This is a genomic window from Enterobacter sp. 22452 (assembly GCF_052045065.1).
Classification (GTDB): domain Bacteria; phylum Pseudomonadota; class Gammaproteobacteria; order Enterobacterales; family Enterobacteriaceae; genus Enterobacter; species Enterobacter mori.
Window position 1 is genome coordinate 762,439 of the sequence record NZ_JBQEOB010000002.1, and the last position, 16,959, is coordinate 779,397.

At 55.9% G+C, this 16,959-nt stretch carries 13 protein-coding genes; 5 read left to right on the forward strand and 8 right to left on the reverse strand.

Going from position 1 to position 16,959, the window contains the following annotated elements:
- Positions 1-45: 45 nt before the first annotated feature.
- Complete coding sequence (locus tag ACTJJA_RS08800) at positions 46-1,233, reverse strand: MFS transporter (protein ID WP_089601478.1); 1,188 nt, start codon at positions 1,231-1,233, stop codon at positions 46-48.
- Positions 1,234-1,348: 115 nt separating this feature from the next.
- Between ACTJJA_RS08800 and ACTJJA_RS08805 the strand changes: the two genes are divergently transcribed.
- Positions 1,349-2,305, forward strand: a complete 957-nt coding sequence (locus ACTJJA_RS08805) for an AraC family transcriptional regulator (RefSeq protein WP_440667473.1) — start codon at positions 1,349-1,351, stop codon at positions 2,303-2,305.
- A gap of 13 nt (positions 2,306-2,318) precedes the next feature.
- On the opposite strand, the gene ACTJJA_RS08810 is transcribed toward ACTJJA_RS08805, so the two are convergent.
- On the reverse strand, positions 2,319-3,698 hold the full coding sequence (locus tag ACTJJA_RS08810; RefSeq protein ID WP_440667475.1) for a carbohydrate porin: 1,380 nt from the start codon (positions 3,696-3,698) through the stop codon (positions 2,319-2,321).
- Between the two features lie 94 nt (positions 3,699-3,792).
- Positions 3,793-5,151, reverse strand: a complete 1,359-nt coding sequence (locus tag ACTJJA_RS08815) for a glycoside-pentoside-hexuronide (GPH):cation symporter (protein ID WP_440667477.1) — start codon at positions 5,149-5,151, stop codon at positions 3,793-3,795.
- A gap of 366 nt (positions 5,152-5,517) precedes the next feature.
- Between ACTJJA_RS08815 and ACTJJA_RS08820 the strand changes: the two genes are divergently transcribed.
- Positions 5,518-7,203 (forward strand): alpha,alpha-trehalase, encoded by a 1,686-nt coding sequence (locus ACTJJA_RS08820; RefSeq protein WP_440667479.1) that lies wholly within the window; start codon positions 5,518-5,520, stop codon positions 7,201-7,203.
- Positions 7,204-7,284: 81 nt separating this feature from the next.
- Here ACTJJA_RS08820 and ACTJJA_RS08825 read toward each other — a convergent pair whose 3' ends face one another.
- Together ACTJJA_RS08825 and ACTJJA_RS08830 are read right to left on the reverse strand one after the other, a co-directional pair.
- The gene (locus tag ACTJJA_RS08825; RefSeq protein WP_440667481.1) at positions 7,285-9,387 is read right to left on the reverse strand and encodes a TonB-dependent siderophore receptor; all 2,103 of its coding nucleotides are present in this window, start codon (positions 9,385-9,387) and stop codon (positions 7,285-7,287) included.
- 115 nt (positions 9,388-9,502) lie between these two features.
- On the reverse strand, positions 9,503-9,757 hold the full coding sequence (locus ACTJJA_RS08830; RefSeq protein WP_010432765.1) for a GlsB/YeaQ/YmgE family stress response membrane protein: 255 nt from the start codon (positions 9,755-9,757) through the stop codon (positions 9,503-9,505).
- A 206-nt stretch (positions 9,758-9,963) separates the two neighbouring features.
- On the opposite strand from ACTJJA_RS08830, the gene ycgR reads away from it, so the two are divergent.
- Positions 9,964-10,695 carry a flagellar brake protein YcgR gene (gene ycgR / locus ACTJJA_RS08835; RefSeq protein ID WP_440667483.1) on the forward strand — a complete coding sequence of 244 codons (732 nt, stop codon included), beginning with the start codon at positions 9,964-9,966 and terminating at the stop codon, positions 10,693-10,695.
- A gap of 35 nt (positions 10,696-10,730) precedes the next feature.
- Here ycgR and emtA read toward each other — a convergent pair whose 3' ends face one another.
- Complete coding sequence (gene emtA / locus ACTJJA_RS08840) at positions 10,731-11,342, reverse strand: membrane-bound lytic murein transglycosylase EmtA (RefSeq protein WP_010432759.1); 612 nt, start codon at positions 11,340-11,342, stop codon at positions 10,731-10,733.
- Between the two features lie 107 nt (positions 11,343-11,449).
- On the opposite strand from emtA, the gene ldcA reads away from it, so the two are divergent.
- Positions 11,450-12,364 carry a muramoyltetrapeptide carboxypeptidase gene (gene ldcA, locus ACTJJA_RS08845; RefSeq protein ID WP_109081398.1) on the forward strand — a complete coding sequence of 305 codons (915 nt, stop codon included), beginning with the start codon at positions 11,450-11,452 and terminating at the stop codon, positions 12,362-12,364.
- A 97-nt stretch (positions 12,365-12,461) separates the two neighbouring features.
- On the forward strand, positions 12,462-14,195 hold the full coding sequence (locus ACTJJA_RS08850) for a potassium/proton antiporter (RefSeq protein ID WP_010432754.1): 1,734 nt from the start codon (positions 12,462-12,464) through the stop codon (positions 14,193-14,195).
- Positions 14,196-14,291: 96 nt separating this feature from the next.
- Here the strand turns inward: ACTJJA_RS08850 and dadX are convergent, their stop codons facing one another.
- Positions 14,292-15,362 (reverse strand): catabolic alanine racemase DadX, encoded by a 1,071-nt coding sequence (dadX, locus tag ACTJJA_RS08855; protein WP_440667486.1) that lies wholly within the window; start codon positions 15,360-15,362, stop codon positions 14,292-14,294.
- 9 nt (positions 15,363-15,371) lie between these two features.
- Positions 15,372-16,670, reverse strand: coding sequence for a D-amino acid dehydrogenase (locus ACTJJA_RS08860; protein WP_010432747.1), 1,299 nt, complete (start codon positions 16,668-16,670; stop codon positions 15,372-15,374).
- Between the last annotated feature and the right edge of the window lie 289 nt (positions 16,671-16,959).

Genomic DNA, 16,959 nt, shown 5'->3' on the forward strand with positions numbered 1-16,959 from the left:
AATAGACACCCGTTAGGTCCCTCTCCCGCAGGAGAGGGAAAGCACTTAATCCGCTTTTACTTTCACACCCATAAACACAATCACCATTGCCGTCACCAGCAGGAAACCGCTGCCCGCAAACACGCCGCTGGCACCGTTGAGATCGAATACCGCCCCGCCCCCCGCCGCGCCTGCGCTTATCGCCAGCTGAATAGAGGCAACCAGCAAACCGCCTGCACTTTCGGCTTCATCAGGGACGGTGGTTGCCAGCCAGGTTGACCAGCCCACCGGTACCAGGCCAAAGGCAAAGCCCCAAAGCGCAACCAGTAAACCGTCCAGCATCGCCAGATGACCAAACGCGACCATCATCAGCGCCAGTACGCCCATGGCGAATGGTACCAGCGCCAGCGTCAGGCGCAGATTGCGTGCCAGCAGATGTCCGGCAATGGAGGTGCCGACAAAGTTGGCAATACCAAAGCCCAGCAGGATCAGCGAAATCGTCTCTACGCTTGCCTGACCGACGGTCTCCAGGAACGGGCGCAGATAGGTAAAGAAAGCAAAATGGCCGCTGAAAATCAGAATGGTTGCCAGCATACCGCCGATCATCCCCGGACGACGCAGCACCCGGAACAGGGTTCCCAGGCTGCCGCTGCTCTCCGGCTTCATCGACGGCAGGACCCAGACCTGCCACAGCAGAGCCGCCACGCTCGGCACTATGCAGAGAACAAAGACGTTACGCCAGCCAATCAGGCTGCCCAGATAACTTCCCAGCGGCGCCGCGACAACCGTTGCAATGGACACGCTGGAGAAAATCACCGCCAGCGCTTTCGGCACCTTATCGGCAGGTACCAGCCGCATCGCCGTAGCGGTCGACATCGCCCAGAATCCCCCGATAGCAACGCCCAGCAGCAAGCGCCCCATCAGCAAAACGTGCAGGGTTGGCGCAAAGGCCACCAGCAGGCTGGAGATGATTTGCAGCACCGAAAAGAACATCAACACCCAGCGGCGGTCGATACTTTTGGTGGCTGGCGTAATCAGCAAACCGGTGACCAGCGCCACCAGCGCCGTTGCCGTGACGGCCTGCCCGGCCATCCCTTCTGTTACGCCGAGACTGGCAGCCATTGGCGTGAGCAAACTGGCGGGCAGAAACTCCGCCGTGATCAAACCAAATACGCCCAGCCCCAGTGAATAGACCGCTCTCCAGGCGGGTTTTGCAGGCGCTATCGCCTCGCTCGCCGCGACACATGAACTCATCTGTTGATCTCCCGTTATCAAAATGTGACTAATATCGCAAAAGCATAGAGTGTTCCCCATGGACGATCTATGACATATAATCTCCACTTATTGATTATTCGTCCGGAGTTGTGCGATGACCGTTCAGTCACCCGATTTGATCAGCGAGCTTTTACGCGGCATGCGCCTTTCTGGTGTGAAATATCGGCGAATTGAAGCCAGCGCGCCATTTGGTGTGGCGTTCCATCAGGCTCCCGGTAAGGCGCAGTTTCATTTCGTCAGCCACGGCAGCGCGCTGCTGCGTATGGAGAGTGGCGCAACCTTTGAATTGAGCGGTGGCGATGCGCTCTTCATCCCGAACGGCAATGCCCATGCCCTGCTCTCTGACGCGCAGGCTCCTCTCACGCCGGTGAATGCCTTTCCCAGCGAACCTATCTGCAGCTCGGTCTGCGCGATTGCCTGTGAGCCCTGCCCGGACGGCGAGAACACGATTATCTTTAGCGGATGCATGGATTTTGAACTGGGCGGGATGCAGCCGCTGATCAAGGCCATGCCGGAAGTGATGATGGTGAGCAGGCTGATGTCCACCTGGCCCGAGATCCACCCGTTGCTGGCGGCCATGGAGCGGGAATCGATGACCCGACAGGTGGGGTTTGCCGGGATACTGGCGCGTCTGGCAGACGTCGTTGCGGCCTTAATCGTGCGGGGCTGGGTCGAAGCCGGATGCGGCAAAGCCACGGGCTGGGTGCAGGTGCTGCGCGATCCCCGCCTCAGCAGAGCGATATACGCCATGCATCAGCAGCCCGGCCTGAACTGGAGCGTGGCGGATCTGGCCAAAGAAGCGGGCACCTCCCGCTCCGTGTTTGCCGAGCGCTTTCTGTCCGCGACGGGCACGACCCCAGCCAAATATCTCAGCGAACTGCGAATGAGACTGGCTATTCAGTACATTCGTCATGAAAATCAGCCCATCGAAACGGTCGCCCTGCGTCTGGGGTATGGATCGCTGGCGGCATTTAGCCGCGCCTTTAAGCGTATTATCGGCCAGGCGCCGGGCACGCTGCGGGAAGCCAGCCAGACCCTTGACGAGGTCTGACCGGCGTCTGGCATCAGAAGTAATATTTGAAGCGCACGCGTCCGCCGTAACGATCGTCATTTCGGTCGTCGCCGTCATTCGGATGCGCTTCCACCCATGAAGCATACGCGCCCAGGTAAATATTGAAATTCTTCATCTTCATCACATTTGGGAACAGGTATGAAGCATGAATGGTGTGAATATCATAGTCACCGGGATCGGTCACCCAGCAGTCGCCGTCGCAGTCAGCGTCGAAGTTTGCAGTGTTGAAATTGTCGATCTGGTTATGTGCATAGATATAGCCCAGTTCAACATTTCGCCATAAGGCATTCACCCCCGCGGTGAAGTCTTTCTCATCGGTGGCATCCATGTAGGCGGTGTTCAGGTTCGCCACAATACCATCGTCCGGATCCGTTTTTTGTCCGTTCCAGGTCATGGTGAAGCCATAGCCTGTACGGTCAGACTGGTCTATCCATTGTCCTGATGCGTCGCGGTAGCCATAGGCGTTGTTGACGAGATTGCTCTCCATCGCGATGGCCGTCGAGAAGTTGCCATCCTGCCAGGCAATGACCGGACGGACGTAGGCAACGTTTTTATCGTTATCCAGGTCTACGCCGTGATACTGCTGGTCAACAAACAGCGAGCTGCCATCTTCCAGCAGGGTGTTAACCTCAACATACCAGTTACCCAAGGTTTTACTCATGAGGAAGTTACCGCCGCTGTCGCTACGACCGCGTCCCTCTTTCATCATGTAGATGTAGCCGTAGCCATCGCTATACAGATCGTTGGCCGTGTTGCCGGAATATTCGACGAAGGTGTCCTGATTCAGCGGGAACATGTCATAGGCTTCAAAGCGACCGACTTTCACCTTCCAGTCGTTTTCCGTACCGAAGAAGAACACTGCATCATCCAGGTTCATTTTACCCGTCAGGTCAGCCAGCGGCTGTACCGAAAAGCCGGCGAAATTGCCGTTCTCCATCCGCTTATATCCATCGAATCCCAGCAGCAGGCGACCGTTAATATCCCAGCGTTCATGGCTGCCGGGCGCCCAGTCTTTATTGGCTGACGTTTTCATGGAGGTTAAACTGCCGCTCTTGCTGGCCGCGTCCATATTAAATTCAACGTCGCCGTAGAACTTAATATCCCCGTAGCCGGATAACGTCAATTTGGGTGCCGTTTGCGCTGTGGAAGGCTCCGTGGATTCAACCACAACCGGATTCGCGGCCGCCACGGTTTGCTGCTGTTGCTTCAGATCCTGAATTTGCGCTTCCGCCTTTGCCGCCCGCGTTTCCGCCTTTTCGAGGCGCGCCTCCAGTTGCGCCAGTTTATCTTCCAGACGTTGGGTATCTTTTGCTGCCATTGCTCCGGTAGTACAAAACGCACTGATAATGAGTGCAAGGGTTTTTACTTTCATCGACTCCATCCTCGTGAGTTAATCATTATTTCCTGACGGACACAGAGAACCTCGCCGATAATTCATATGAATTATCGGCTTACTACATCAACCATTAAGAATTAGCGAATTCGCCTTTATTTAAATCATTCACCACGCCATTCATGACGTTTTCGTTTAATTTATAAAACTTAATCGAGAACGCGGTGAGTAAATAAAACAGTGACGGGATTAGCGTGAACAGAAGAATGACGCCCTGAACGGCGGATTCCGATTGTACGGTACTGTTTGACTCGTAATTAAACCCGGCGAGAACCCAACCCAGAATGGCACCGCCGACCGCAACACCTAATTTAATCACAAATATATTGGCCGCAACATTCATACCTGTAATACGGCGCTGGGTTTTCCATTCACCATAATTATTTGCGTCGGTAATCATGGACCACTGCAGCGCGCCGTTGCCGCCCTGGACAATCTGAATCAGCACATGGGCAATCAAAGGAATGACCCAGAACTCCAGCGGCAGCCAGAAGCAGGCCACGCCTAATACGGCATTCAGAATATTAATCCAGAACGAGAGTTTGACCTTGCAAAAACGGGTACCGAACGGCTGGGCCAGTACGGAGCCAAACATCGAGGCCAGCATCCCGCCCAGCATAAAGTACGAGATGATGTCAGCCCCTTTATTGAGCACGGTATTCACGTAATAGACCACCGCGCCGCCGCGGATCACCACCGCCACCAGCATCATGAAGTTATAGACAGAGAGAATTCGCCACTGATCGTTACGGAAGAGAATTTTAACGTCACGGGCGATGTTGAGATTCTCCTCTTTGATGGGCTGCACGCGCTCTTTTGTGGTGGCAAAACAGACGATGAACATCAGACAGCCGATCGCGCCAAAGAGCGCCATCGCCACCTGTATGCCGGTCGCCCTGTCGCCCGGGAAGAGGTAGTCCGCCAGGGGCAAAATAAGGGCCGTTCCGAGCGCCCCGCCAATCGGCGTGATGGCAAAGCGCCAGGACTGCAAGGAGAGATTTTCACGCGGATCGGACGTTAGCGCAGCGCCCAGAGAGCAATACGGAATATTTATGGCGGTATACATCAGGGTCATAAATATATATGCCCCGACGGCATAATAAATTTTTCCGGTTTCGGTAAAATTCGGAATGGAATAGACCAGGACGCAACTGACCGCAAAGGGAACGCATATCGCCAGCAGCCAGGGACGGAAGCGACCCCAGCGCGTCGACGTTGCATCGGCTATCGCCCCCATCACCGGGTCGGTAATCGCATCTAATAAACGCACCAGAAGAAACATGGTGCCCATTATGGCCGGCGGTAAGCCATAAATATCGGTATAGTAATACGCCAGAATGGCAACCGATGAGTCAAATACAATATGACTTGCTGCATCTCCCAGGCTATAGCCTATTTTCTCTTTGACCGGTATTTTTTCCGCGACTGACATTGATTCACTCCTTATTGATGAAACCGGTTTCTGCTGTAGCGACAATGTCACCTGAGAACGTCAATGCTATCTATTATGTTTTTTCACCAGGAGCTTATGTTTTTTGCTTTATGTGATCGTGGTAATTAAAACAGAAAATTCGCTGAGGAAATTCTGCGTCACCGGCCGCAATTTATTTTCCTGTACTGTTGAATATTCACAATATCAATATTTCAGCACATCAGCGGGGCATTAAAAACAACGGTAAATCGTCTTGATTTGTACAAAATGCGACGTTCGACACGCGAAGCGCGGAATATTCGTCTACTGTTTTCTGAAGATTGATGACAGCGTGACCGCTGCTCAGCGAAATAAGGAGAAGACCCTATGATAACACCTCAAAAGCTGCGCCCTCGCCTCTTACCTCTTGTTCTGGGCAGTGCGTTGCTCTCGGTTACCGCCGCGGGCAGCGCTGAAGAGATGGCATCTGGCCAAACGAACCCGCCCGATATTTTGCTCGGCCCCCTCTTCAGCGATGTGCAGAGTGCCAAACTGTTTCCCGATCAAAAAACCTTTGCCGATGCGGTCCCCAAAAGCGATCCGCTGACCATTCTCGCCGACTATCGCATGCAGCGTAAGCAGTCGGGCTTTGATTTACGCCATTTCGTTGACGTAAATTTCACGCTTCCGGGTGAAGGCGAAAAATACGTTCCCCCCGCCGGACAAAGCCTTCGCGAGCACATTGATGGGCTGTGGCCTGTGCTGACCCGCACAACGGACAAAGCCAGCAGTAAATGGGATTCACTCCTGCCCTTGCCGAAATCCTACGTCGTGCCCGGGGGACGTTTCCGCGAGGTGTATTACTGGGATAGCTATTTCACCATGCTGGGCCTGGCCGAAAGCGGCCACTGGGATAAAATCAGCGATATGGTGGACAACTTCGCCTATGAAATTGATACCTATGGCCACATCCCCAACGGCAACCGCAGCTACTACCTGAGCCGTTCCCAGCCGCCGTTCTTCTCCCTGATGGTGGAACTGCTGGCAACGCATGATAACGACGCACTGAAAAAATACCGTCCGCAGATGGAAAAAGAGTATGCCTACTGGATGGAAGGCGTCGATGGCCTGCAGCCGGGCCAGGCCAGCAAACGCGTGGTGAAGCTGGATGACGGGACAATCCTCAACCGCTACTGGGATGACCGCGATACCCCACGTCCTGAATCCTGGCTCGATGATGTAAATACCGCTAAAAACAATCCTAACCGCCCGGCAACGGAAATTTACCGCGATCTGCGCTCGGCTGCCGCGTCAGGATGGGACTTTAGCTCCCGCTGGATGGACGATCCGCAAAAGCTTGGCACCATCCGCACCACCAGCATTGTGCCGGTGGATCTTAATGCCCTGATGTTCAAGATGGAGAAGCTGCTGGCACGGGCAAGCCAGGAGGATGGCGATACCGCAGGTGCGAGCAAATATGAGGCGCTGGCCGCCTCACGCCAGAAGGCCATCGAGAGCCATCTGTGGAATGAAAAAGAGGGCTGGTACGCGGATTACGATCTCAAGAGTAAAAAGGTGCGTAATCAGCTCACCGCCGCCTCCCTGTTCCCGCTTTACGTGAAGGCTGCGGCACAGGACCGCGCGGATAAAGTGGCTGCAGCTACCTCTTCACGCCTGCTGAAGCCAGGCGGCATTACGACCACCACCATCAACAGCGGCCAGCAGTGGGATGCGCCAAACGGCTGGGCACCGCTGCAGTGGGTCGCAGCGGAAGGATTGCAGAACTATGGCCAGGACAAAGTGGCGATGGACGTGACCTGGCGCTTCCTGAAAAACGTTCAACACACCTACGACCGCGAGAAGAAGCTGGTGGAGAAGTATGATGTCTCGTCTACCGGCACCGGCGGGGGCGGCGGTGAATATCCGTTGCAGGATGGATTTGGCTGGAGCAACGGCGTGACGCTCAAGATGCTGGACCTGGTTTGTCCGAAAGAGAAACCATGCGACAGCGTACCGGAGAATCAGCCTGCGGCGAATGATGACGCCGCGCCAGCGAAAAGCGCGGCGCAGTAAGGGTATTGCCGGGTGGCGGCTACGCCTTACCCGGCCTACACGGACAACCCCCTCACCCTCAAGGGAGAGGGGTAAAGCTCATCAGAAGCTGTAACTCGCCCCTAGCTGGAACGTCCGGTCACGTCCAATCCAGCAGTTGGTTGCGTCGTAACAGGTCAACGTCTCTTTATTGGTGATGTTTTGCGCGCTGGCTTTAACCGTCAGCCCTTCCAGAGACGGCAGGACTTCGCCCATGCGGTAAGAGGCCGCCAGATCGTACTGCGTGGTGCCCCCGAGTTTGCCCGCATCGTTATTCGGTGAAATTTCCATCGGCCCGGTATAGCGCGCGCCAGCCCCCAGCATCAACCCTTTCAGCGGCGTACTGTCGAAGGTGTAGTCGCCCCACAGGTTAAAGGCATTCTCCGGCACCTGTGTTGGACGCTTGCCCTGGTATTTATCATCTTCGGTATTGATGACGTGGGTGTAAGCGTAGTTCGCAATCAGCGTCAGGTTATCCGTCGGACGGCTGACCGCCGACAGCTCAGCCCCTTTGGATTCCACTTCCCCGGTCTGACGGTAGTTGAGGAAGCCGGGATCGGAGGTGACGACATTTTTCTGGCGAATGTTAAACACCGATGCGGTAAAGGTGGTGGCGTAGTCCGCCAGCAGGTATTTCACCCCACCCTCAAACTGCTTGCTGGTGGTTGGCTTGACGTCTTTGGCGACGAGCGTCCCCTGTGGGGATACCGGCGCAAAGCCTTCGGAATAGCTGATGAACGGCGAAATCCCGTTGTCGAAGGCGTAAAGCGCGCCCAGACGTTTGGTGACCCGATCCTGAGAAACATACGCTTTGTCACCGTTTTGCAGGTAATTCGTGGTCACGGAGCGGTAATCGTCATAGCGCAGGCTGCCCAGCAGGTTTAATCCGCCGAACTCCACCTGATCCTGCAGGTAATAGCCGTTCTGCTGATAGCTCAGACGGTTTTTCTGTGCGGTATACAGCCCCAGCGCGCCTTCATCGATTTGCGCGTGGTCAGGATTGCGCATATCAATACCCGGTGTTGAGGAGGCGTATCGGTAGTGGAAGTGCGAGTTCAGCTTCTGATAGTCAAACCCGGCCAGCAGATGATGTTTCCATTCCCCCAGCGCAACCGTTTTGGTGACCTGGTTGTCGATGTTGAAGCTCTGAAGGTCTTCATCCGTGGTGTAAGCAAAGCGATTGAGTTGATAGACCTCGCTCCCTGGCCCGGTTGAATAGACGCTGCGCTGATGGGTATCCACGTCGAAGTAGCGCGCTTTCTGATTAAAGCCCCAGCCGCTATCAAACTCATGCTCAAAGCTGTAGCCCAGCATCCACTGGCGCTGTTTGAATCCACTCCACTCGTCCCCGGCATAGTCCCGGCGATCGGCGTAGCTCGAGCGCAGATAGGCGAGCGGCAGGGGGTCGGACGGCGACAGGCTCGGCGTATTTTGCGCCAGCGCATCAATGGTGAGGCGCGTTTTGCTGTCCGGCTGCCAGGTCACTGACGGTGCCACGAGGTAGTTTTCGTAGCGCGTGGTGTGCGGCTGGTCGTCATTTTCCGTCGCTTTCCCCAGCAGACGGTAGTTCCAGTCGCTGTCAGCGATTTGTCCGGTTGAGTCGAGGTTGCCCTCTTTCAGGTTACGGGTGCCGGTGTTAAAACCCACCTCGGTACGGGACGCTTGTTGCGGCTTCTTACTTTGAATATTCACCAGACCACCCGGCGAGCCGCCACCGTACAGCACTGAAGAGGGACCTTTCAGAATATCAACGCTCTCAATCAGCAGCGGATCGATGCGCGCTTTGGTGTTACCGGTGACGTTATACGGCAGCTGCAGACCGTTATAGAATTCCTGGTCAACCGTAAACCCGCGGATTTTGTATTCGCTCATGTACGAGGTACTGCCCCTCACCTCGGTCGAGACGCCCGGGGCATAGCGCAGGATTTCATTCACGGAGTTCGCGTGACGCTTTTCTATCTCCTGCTCAGAAAGGGTATTGATCACCTGCGGCGTTTTACTTTCTGCCACCGCCGATTTGGTCGCACTGTTCGTCCATGAAGGAAGCGCGCTGCCCTGCTCTGCGCCCGTGACTACGATAGTCGATTCTTCGGCAAAAGCCTGTGCCTGCAATGCCAGCGCCACGGCTCCTGCCAACGCACATAACGCAAAACGTGAGTTATTCATAATTGTCGTCTTTGTTATAGATAGTACTGGGAACGACAATTATTATCATTTCGATTGGCAAATCAATACGCGGATAAAAAAAACGGCCCTCAGGTGAGAGCCGCTTGTGAACATGTTATGCCCGTCGGAGTAACCGGAATATGCCCAGTACAACGATCGCGCCGACCACCGCGACCAGGAAACTGTGGAGATCGAAACCGCTGATGCTGCCGCCAAAGCCAAACATCGTTGCCAGCCAGCCGCCGACAACCGCCCCGACCACACCGAGTACACAGGTCAGAATAAAGCCGCCACCATCATTTCCCGGCATGATCAATTTGGCGATAGCGCCGGCAATAAGACCAAAGATAATCCAGGCGATGATACCCATAGCGATGCCCTCTTGCAGGTTTAACGCATGCACGGAAAACCTTCCGCGCTGGTGACTTAAGTATAGGTCATCGCCCGAAAATCATTTTCATCTCACCGACTTAAATTACGGCGACCAGTAAAAAAAATCACCGGTTTGTATTAAGTTTCATTTCAGATTGCCGATAACGCAGAGACAGTCTGTCACATATCAAGGAGCAATCTGGCGTGAGTAATTACAGTGAGCAGTTCCTGAAACAAAATCCGCTGGCTGTATTAGGGGTATTACGCGACCTGCAAAAAGGTGAAGTGCCGCTACGCATGCGTTGGTCAAACAATCAGTTTATCAGCAAGATCCTGGACGTGTCGTCCGACCGTCTGATCGTCGACCTGGGCAGCCAGGAGCATGAGAACCGCGCCGCACAGCGGGCGGAAAAAATCTCGGTAATGGCTGAAACCCACGGCGCAAAGGTGGAATTTATTCTGCCGCGACTGGAGCTGAGCGAATATCTGGGGCTGCCTGCTTTTACCACGCCGCTGCCTGATAACCTCTGGTTTGTCCAGCGTCGGGAATATTTCCGCATCAGCGCCCCGCTCCAACCTGCTTATTTTTGTCGGGCAAAAATGCCGGATAAAAAAGAGATCCGCTTCCGCCTTTTTGACCTGTCGTTGGGCGGCATGGGCGCGCTGATGGATACCCCAAAACCTGACGGGCTGGTTGAAGGCATGCGATTCACGCAGATTGAGCTGGATATGGGCGGCTGGGGACGGTTTTATTTCGATGCGCAGCTGATTGCCATCAGCGAGCGTAAAGTGGTGGACAGCAAGAACGAGACCATTTCCACGCCCCGTCTGAGCTTTCGCTTTCTCAACGTGGGGCCGGGTGCAGAGCGCGAGCTTCAGCGCATCATCTTCTCTCTGGAGCGAGAGGCGCGGGAACGGGCGAATAAAGTCTTGTGAGGGGCGTCGGGCAGCGAGGCCGCCCGACAACGGCGTTACATGGCGTCCATCGCTTTCTGTACTTTCCAGATATACCGAGGTGCCTGCGGTGACGGGTGGTTCTTCACTACATGTTCAAAGAACTCGTCTTTGTCCATGTCGTTTATCTCTTCAATCGCCTCTTTACGGTCGGACGAGAAGGTTCTGAGCAGCGCACCGGCACCGTTCACGTAAGAGACCACCAGCGCGTACTGCATCACTTCAGGATCTTCAATACCCTTCAGCACGCCGTGTTCCAGAATGCTCAGGTAAGCTGTTCCCATCGAGATGTTGCGTTCCGGGTTTTTCAGCTCGCTGGTCGACGGTTGACCGCGCCAGCCCATATAGCGGTAGACCTCTTTGCCTGCCGTTGATGCTTTAAGCTGCATCAGCCCCACCGCGTTGGATTTACTGACGAGCGTTGGGTTGCCGCCGGATTCCACGGCAATGATCGCCGTGACCAGTCGCGGGCTCACGCCCCAGGCCTTCCCGGCTTGTTCGCTGATCGGCATCCACTGCATGGCCCGTTTCACCGGCACTTCCGGGTTCCAGGGCGGATTTTGATAATCATGTTTTGAACTACAGCCAGCAAGCAACACAATCAAAAAAGCAAACCATCTCAATTTCACGTCATCTATCCTTATAGCCGGTCATCGCAGTGCGCCGCCTCTTGAAGCAGGCAGCGTATAAGCGGCATGATATAGACAATTAGTTTCTCATTCAGCAAGGAATTGCCATGTCTCAGTTTCATCTCATCGCGCCGTCGGGTTACTGCATCAACCAGGACGCGGCACAGCGGGGCGTTCAGCGCTTACTGGAATCCGGCCATCGGGTAGAAAATCAGACTATTATCCCCCGCCGCCTGCAGCGTTTTGCCGGAACAGAGGCGCAGAGACTGAATGATATCAATAACCTGGTGAACCTGAAGGGCGCTAACCAGATTGTGCTTGCAGTGCGCGGCGGGTATGGCGCGAGCCGATTGCTGGAGAGTATCGACTGGCAAGGCCTGGCAAAACGCCAGCAGCAGGATCCTCTGCTGATTTGTGGACACAGCGATTTCACGGCGATCCAGCTCGGCCTGCTGGCACTGCACAACGTCATTACCTTCAGCGGCCCGATGCTGGCCGGTAACTTCGGCGCGCCGGAGCTGGATGCGTTCACCCAGGAACATTTCTGGCGCGCGCTGCAAAATTCGACCTACAGCGTTGAGTGGCAGGGAAATGGGCCGCACTGGGAATGTGAGGGCCAGCTCTGGGGCGGAAACCTGGCGATGCTGGTGTCGCTGATTGGCACGCCGTGGCTGCCCCAGATTGAGGATGGCATCCTGGTGCTGGAAGATATCAACGAGCATCCGTTCCGCGTCGAGCGCATGCTGCTCCAGCTTTACCATGCGGGCATTCTCGGGCGACAGTCCGCCATCGTGCTCGGCAGCTTTAGCGGCTCGGCACCGAATGACTATGATGCAGGCTACTCCCTTGAGACGATGGTTGATTTCATCCGCTCTCGGCTGGATATTCCGGTGATTACGGGACTGGATTTTGGCCATGAGCAGCAGACCGTTACCCTGCCGCTGGGCGCTCAGGCGACGCTGACGCATAATAATTCAGGCAGTCGGCTGACTCTCAGCGGTCATCCGGTCTTAAAGGCATAAAAAAGCGCTTAAACCGCCTCAATAAAACGCTGTTCCTGTCGTTAATATGTTAGGGTTTTAATAACAGCGTTAACATTGAGGTGGGAGTACGACAACATTGGATGCCGCAGCAATAATCAGCCTTTTCATTCTGGGTTCTGTGCTTGTAACCAGCAGTATTTTATTGAGTTCATTTTCATCGCGTCTCGGCATACCTATTCTTGTTATTTTCCTTGCCATCGGCATGTTGGCTGGCATTGATGGCATCGGCGGTATCCCATTCGATAATTACCCTTTCGCTTACATGGTGAGTAACCTGGCGCTGGCGGTGATCCTGCTGGACGGCGGGATGCGCACCCAGGCGAGTTCTTTCCGCGTCGCCTTAGGGCCTGCACTGTCGCTCGCGACGGTCGGTGTGTTGATTACCTCCGGCCTCACCGGAATGATGGCCGCGTGGCTTTTCCATCTCAATCTCATGGAGGGTTTGCTGATCGGCGCGATTGTCGGTTCAACCGACGCCGCTGCGGTATTTTCCCTGCTTGGCGGTAAAGGGCTAAACGAACGCGTCGGCTCAACGCTTGAGATTGAGTCCGGCAGTAACGATCCGATGGCGGTGTTTCTCACCATCACGCTGATTGAGATGATTCAGCAGCACGAAACCGGATTAAGCTGGATGTTCGCCTGGCATATCCTGCAGCAGTTTGGGCTGGGGATTGTTATCGGCCTGGCGGGGGGATACCTGTTACAGCAGATGATCAACCGCATTTCGCTGCCCGCGGGGCTTTACCCCCTGCTGGCACTGAGCGGCGGGATTCTGATTTTTGCCGTCACCACCGCGCTGGACGGCAGCGGCATTCTCGCCGTCTACCTCTGCGGTTTCCTGATGGGCAACCGGCCGATCCGTAACCGCCATGCCATTTTGCAGAACTTCGACGGCCTGGCGTGGCTGGCGCAGATCGGCATGTTCCTGGTGCTGGGCCTTCTGGTCACGCCATCCGACCTGCTGCCGATCGCCGTTCCGGCGCTGCTGCTTTCTGCGTGGATGATCTTCTTCGCCCGTCCGCTCTCGGTGTTCGCGGGTTTGCTGCCGTTTCGCGGTTTCAACCTGCGCGAACGGGTATTCATCAGTTGGGTGGGCCTGCGCGGCGCGGTGCCGATTATCCTTGCGGTGTTCCCGATGATGGCCGGTCTGGACAACGCGCGGCTGTTCTTTAACGTGGCGTTCTTCGTGGTGCTGATCTCGCTGCTGTTCCAGGGGACGTCGCTCGGGTGGGCGGCGAAAAAGGCCAAAGTGGTGGTGCCGCCCGTTGGCTGGCCGGTCTCCCGCGTGGGGCTGGATATTCACCCGGAAAACCCGTGGGAGCAGTTTGTTTACCAGCTCAGCGCCGACAAATGGTGCGTGGGGGCCTCACTGCGCGATCTGCATATGCCCGCCGAAACGCGCATTGCCGCCTTGTTCCGCGATAATGCCCTTCTGCACCCTACCGGCAGCACCCGCCTGCGCGAAGGCGATATTCTGTGCGTCATCGGCCGCGAGCGCGACCTGCCCGCGCTGGGCAAACTGTTCAGCCAGTCGCCTCCTGTCGCGCTGGACCAGCGGTTCTTCGGCGATTTTATTCTCGAAGCCAGCGCTAAGTTTGCGGATGTGGCGCTGATTTACGGCCTGGATGAGGGGCTTGAGTACCGCGACAAGCAGCAAACGCTGGGCGATATCATTCAGCAACTGCTGGGCGCCGCGCCCGTCGTGGGTGACCAGGTGGAGTTTGCCGGAATGATCTGGACGGTCGCCGAGAAAGAGGATAACGCGGTGCGCAAAGTCGGCGTGAGACCGAGGGAAGAGGACGTGGAGTAGTGTTTTTTTGCCGGGTGGCGCTTACGCTTACCCGGCCTACGTTCGAGGGTTTTGTAGGTCGGGTAAGGCGAAGCCGCCACCCGACACAAACATTCGTTACACCGTCACAACCGGCACTCTCGGTGCCAGCGCGCACATCAATTCATAGCCGACCGTGCCCGCAGCCGAAGCCACATCATCGATTTTAACCTCATTACCCCACAGCTCGACCGGCGATCCGATGCCCGCCTGCGGACAAGGGGTTAAATCTATCGCCATCATATCCATTGAAATGGTCCCTACCGTGCCCGTACGAACACCATCGACCCACACGGGCGTGCCGGTTGGCGCCAGACGCGGATAACCGTCCGCATAACCGCCCGCGACAATCCCGATGCGCTGCTCGCCCGCCGCACGGTAGCGGCTGCCATAGCCTACCGTGTCACCCGTCTTCAGCGTTTGCACGCCAATGATTTCACTGCGCAGGGTCATGACCGGCTTCAGGCCGCTGTTGGCGATATCGTGCCACTGGCCTGAGGGAGACGCGCCGTACAGGACGATACCCGGACGCACCCAGTTATAGTGGGCTTCAGGGTGCCAAAGCGTCGCCGCCGAGTTCGACAGCGAACGTGGGCAATCCAGCCCTTCTGCCGCCTGCTCAATGCGGACCATGGCATCGGAGATACCGTCCGGCTTTTCAGCATCCGCAAAATGCGCCATCAGCGTCATTTCACCGACATTTTTCAGGGCACGCAGCTGCTGCCAGACCGTATGGACCCGCTCAGGCTGGAAGCCCAGGCGGTTCATGCCGCTGTTCACCTTGAGATAGATATCCAGCGGCGCGTGGAGCTTCGCATCCTGAATCGCCTTAATCTGCCAGTTGCTGTGAACGCTGGTGGTCAGACGGTATTTGTCCAGCAGGAGCAGATCGTCGGCGTGGAAAAAACCTTCCAGCAGCAGGATGGGCCCTTTCCAGCCGCGCTCGCGCAGCAGAATCGCCTCTTCCAGATTGAGTAACGCAAAACCGTCGGTTGCGCTAAGGGCGCTCCAGATGCGGTCAATGCCGTGGCCGTAGGCATTTGCCTTCACTACCGACCAGACGCGTGTACCCGGCGCAGCACGGCGAACAATTTGCAGGTTATCCTTCAGGGCCTGCAAATCCAGCTGAGCCAGAATGGGACGGGACATGACGACTCCTTAGTTATGTGCGCCGTGCAAGTGCTGCGGACGCGATGGGGTAAACCCTGATTGATAACGTGCGGCACTTAAATCGTCAAATGGAATTGCTGGCGTGCGGCCAGATATCAGGTCGCTCAGCAGCTGACCCGAGCCGCAGGCCATCGTCCAGCCGAGCGTGCCGTGCCCGGTATTGGTCCACAGGTTTTTATACGGCGTGCGGCCGACAATAGGCGTGCCATCCGGCGTCATGGGGCGCAGACCGGTCCAGAAGGTCGCCTGTTCGACAAAGCCTCCGCGCGGGAAAAGATCGCCTACCACCATTTCCAGCGTTTCACGACGCGGCTGCAGCAGTTCGGTGTTGAAGCCGACGATCTCCGCCATGCCGCCCACACGAATGCGGTTGTCGAAGCGGGTGATCGCGATTTTGTAGGTTTCGTCCAGAATGGTCGACACGGGCGCGCCGCTCTCTTCTTTCACCGGAATGGTCAGCGAATAGCCTTTCAGCGGGTAGACCGGAATATCGAGGATACCTTTCAGCATGGCGGTGGAGTACGAACCAAACGCCATCACGTAGGCATCGGCTTTGATCACCTCTTCGCCACACTTCACGCCGTAAATTTTTTCCCCTTCCGACAGCAGCTTGTCGACAGAGGTGTTAAAGCGGAATTTCACCCCTGCCTGCTCGCACATTTGCGCCAGACGTTGCGTAAAGAGCTGGCAGTCGCCGGTTTCGTCATTCGGCAGGCGCAGGCCGCCCGTGAGTTTATGCGCCACTTCCGCCAGCGCAGGCTCCACCTGCCCCAGCTGGCTGGCCTCCAGCAGCTGATAGGGTACGCCCGCATCTTCCAGCACGGCGATATCGCGGGTGGCGTTTTCGTACTGTTGCTCAGTGCGGAACAGCTGCAGCGTGCCGCCCTGACGGCCTTCGTACTCAATGCCCGTCGAGGCGCGTAAGGCTTTCAGGCAATCACGGCTGTATTCCGCCAGACGCACCATGCGTCCTTTATTTTCCATGTAGTGGCGGGTGTCACAGTTGCGAAGCATCTGCCACATCCACTTCAGCTGGAACTGCGTGCCGTCGAGACTGATCGCCAGCGGCGCGTGGCGCTGGAACATCCACTTAATCGCCTTTAACGGCACGCCGGGCGCTGCCCACGGCGCCGCATAACCCGGAGAGATTTGTCCGGCGTTCGCCGCACTGGTTTCAAGCGCCGGGCCAGATTCACGATCGATAACGGTAACCTCATGCCCCGCCTGACTTAAATACCAGGCGCTGGTTACGCCAACGACACCACTTCCCAGTATGACAACACGCATAGCCACTCCATTATGTGCAAAAGAACAATCTTCTAATTACAGATTGATAACCTAGTTGAAAATATTATTCAACATATGACTTTTTTATGGTGACTTACCTCACACATCCCCCTGTATCAGGGGATAGTGCTAATTTGGGATCTCCTGCTGCGCGTTATTTTTAGCCAGCAGAAAACTCTGCGAGACCCGCTTTTTTTGCCGTATCAAAAACGCGAAATCGCAAAGAAAAAATTTCTGCTTCAGCACGCTTTTTAACGCGTTGATCTATGCTTGAAAGGAGGCTCTCCAG

Coding starts and splice junctions, on each gene's coding strand:
- ACTJJA_RS08820 (WP_440667479.1), top strand. CDS start 5,518: ATGATAACACCTCAAAAGCTGCGCCCTCGCCTCTTACCTCTTGTTCTG.
- dadX (WP_440667486.1), bottom strand. CDS start 15,362: ATGTCCCGTCCCATTCTGGCTCAGCTGGATTTGCAGGCCCTGAAGGAT.
- ACTJJA_RS08800 (WP_089601478.1), bottom strand. CDS start 1,233: ATGAGTTCATGTGTCGCGGCGAGCGAGGCGATAGCGCCTGCAAAACCC.
- ACTJJA_RS08860 (WP_010432747.1), bottom strand. CDS start 16,670: ATGCGTGTTGTCATACTGGGAAGTGGTGTCGTTGGCGTAACCAGCGCC.
- ACTJJA_RS08825 (WP_440667481.1), bottom strand. CDS start 9,387: ATGAATAACTCACGTTTTGCGTTATGTGCGTTGGCAGGAGCCGTGGCG.
- ldcA (WP_109081398.1), top strand. CDS start 11,450: ATGTCTCAGTTTCATCTCATCGCGCCGTCGGGTTACTGCATCAACCAG.
- ACTJJA_RS08815 (WP_440667477.1), bottom strand. CDS start 5,151: ATGTCAGTCGCGGAAAAAATACCGGTCAAAGAGAAAATAGGCTATAGC.
- ACTJJA_RS08805 (WP_440667473.1), top strand. CDS start 1,349: ATGACCGTTCAGTCACCCGATTTGATCAGCGAGCTTTTACGCGGCATG.
- ACTJJA_RS08810 (WP_440667475.1), bottom strand. CDS start 3,698: ATGAAAGTAAAAACCCTTGCACTCATTATCAGTGCGTTTTGTACTACC.
- ACTJJA_RS08830 (WP_010432765.1), bottom strand. CDS start 9,757: ATGGGTATCATCGCCTGGATTATCTTTGGTCTTATTGCCGGCGCTATC.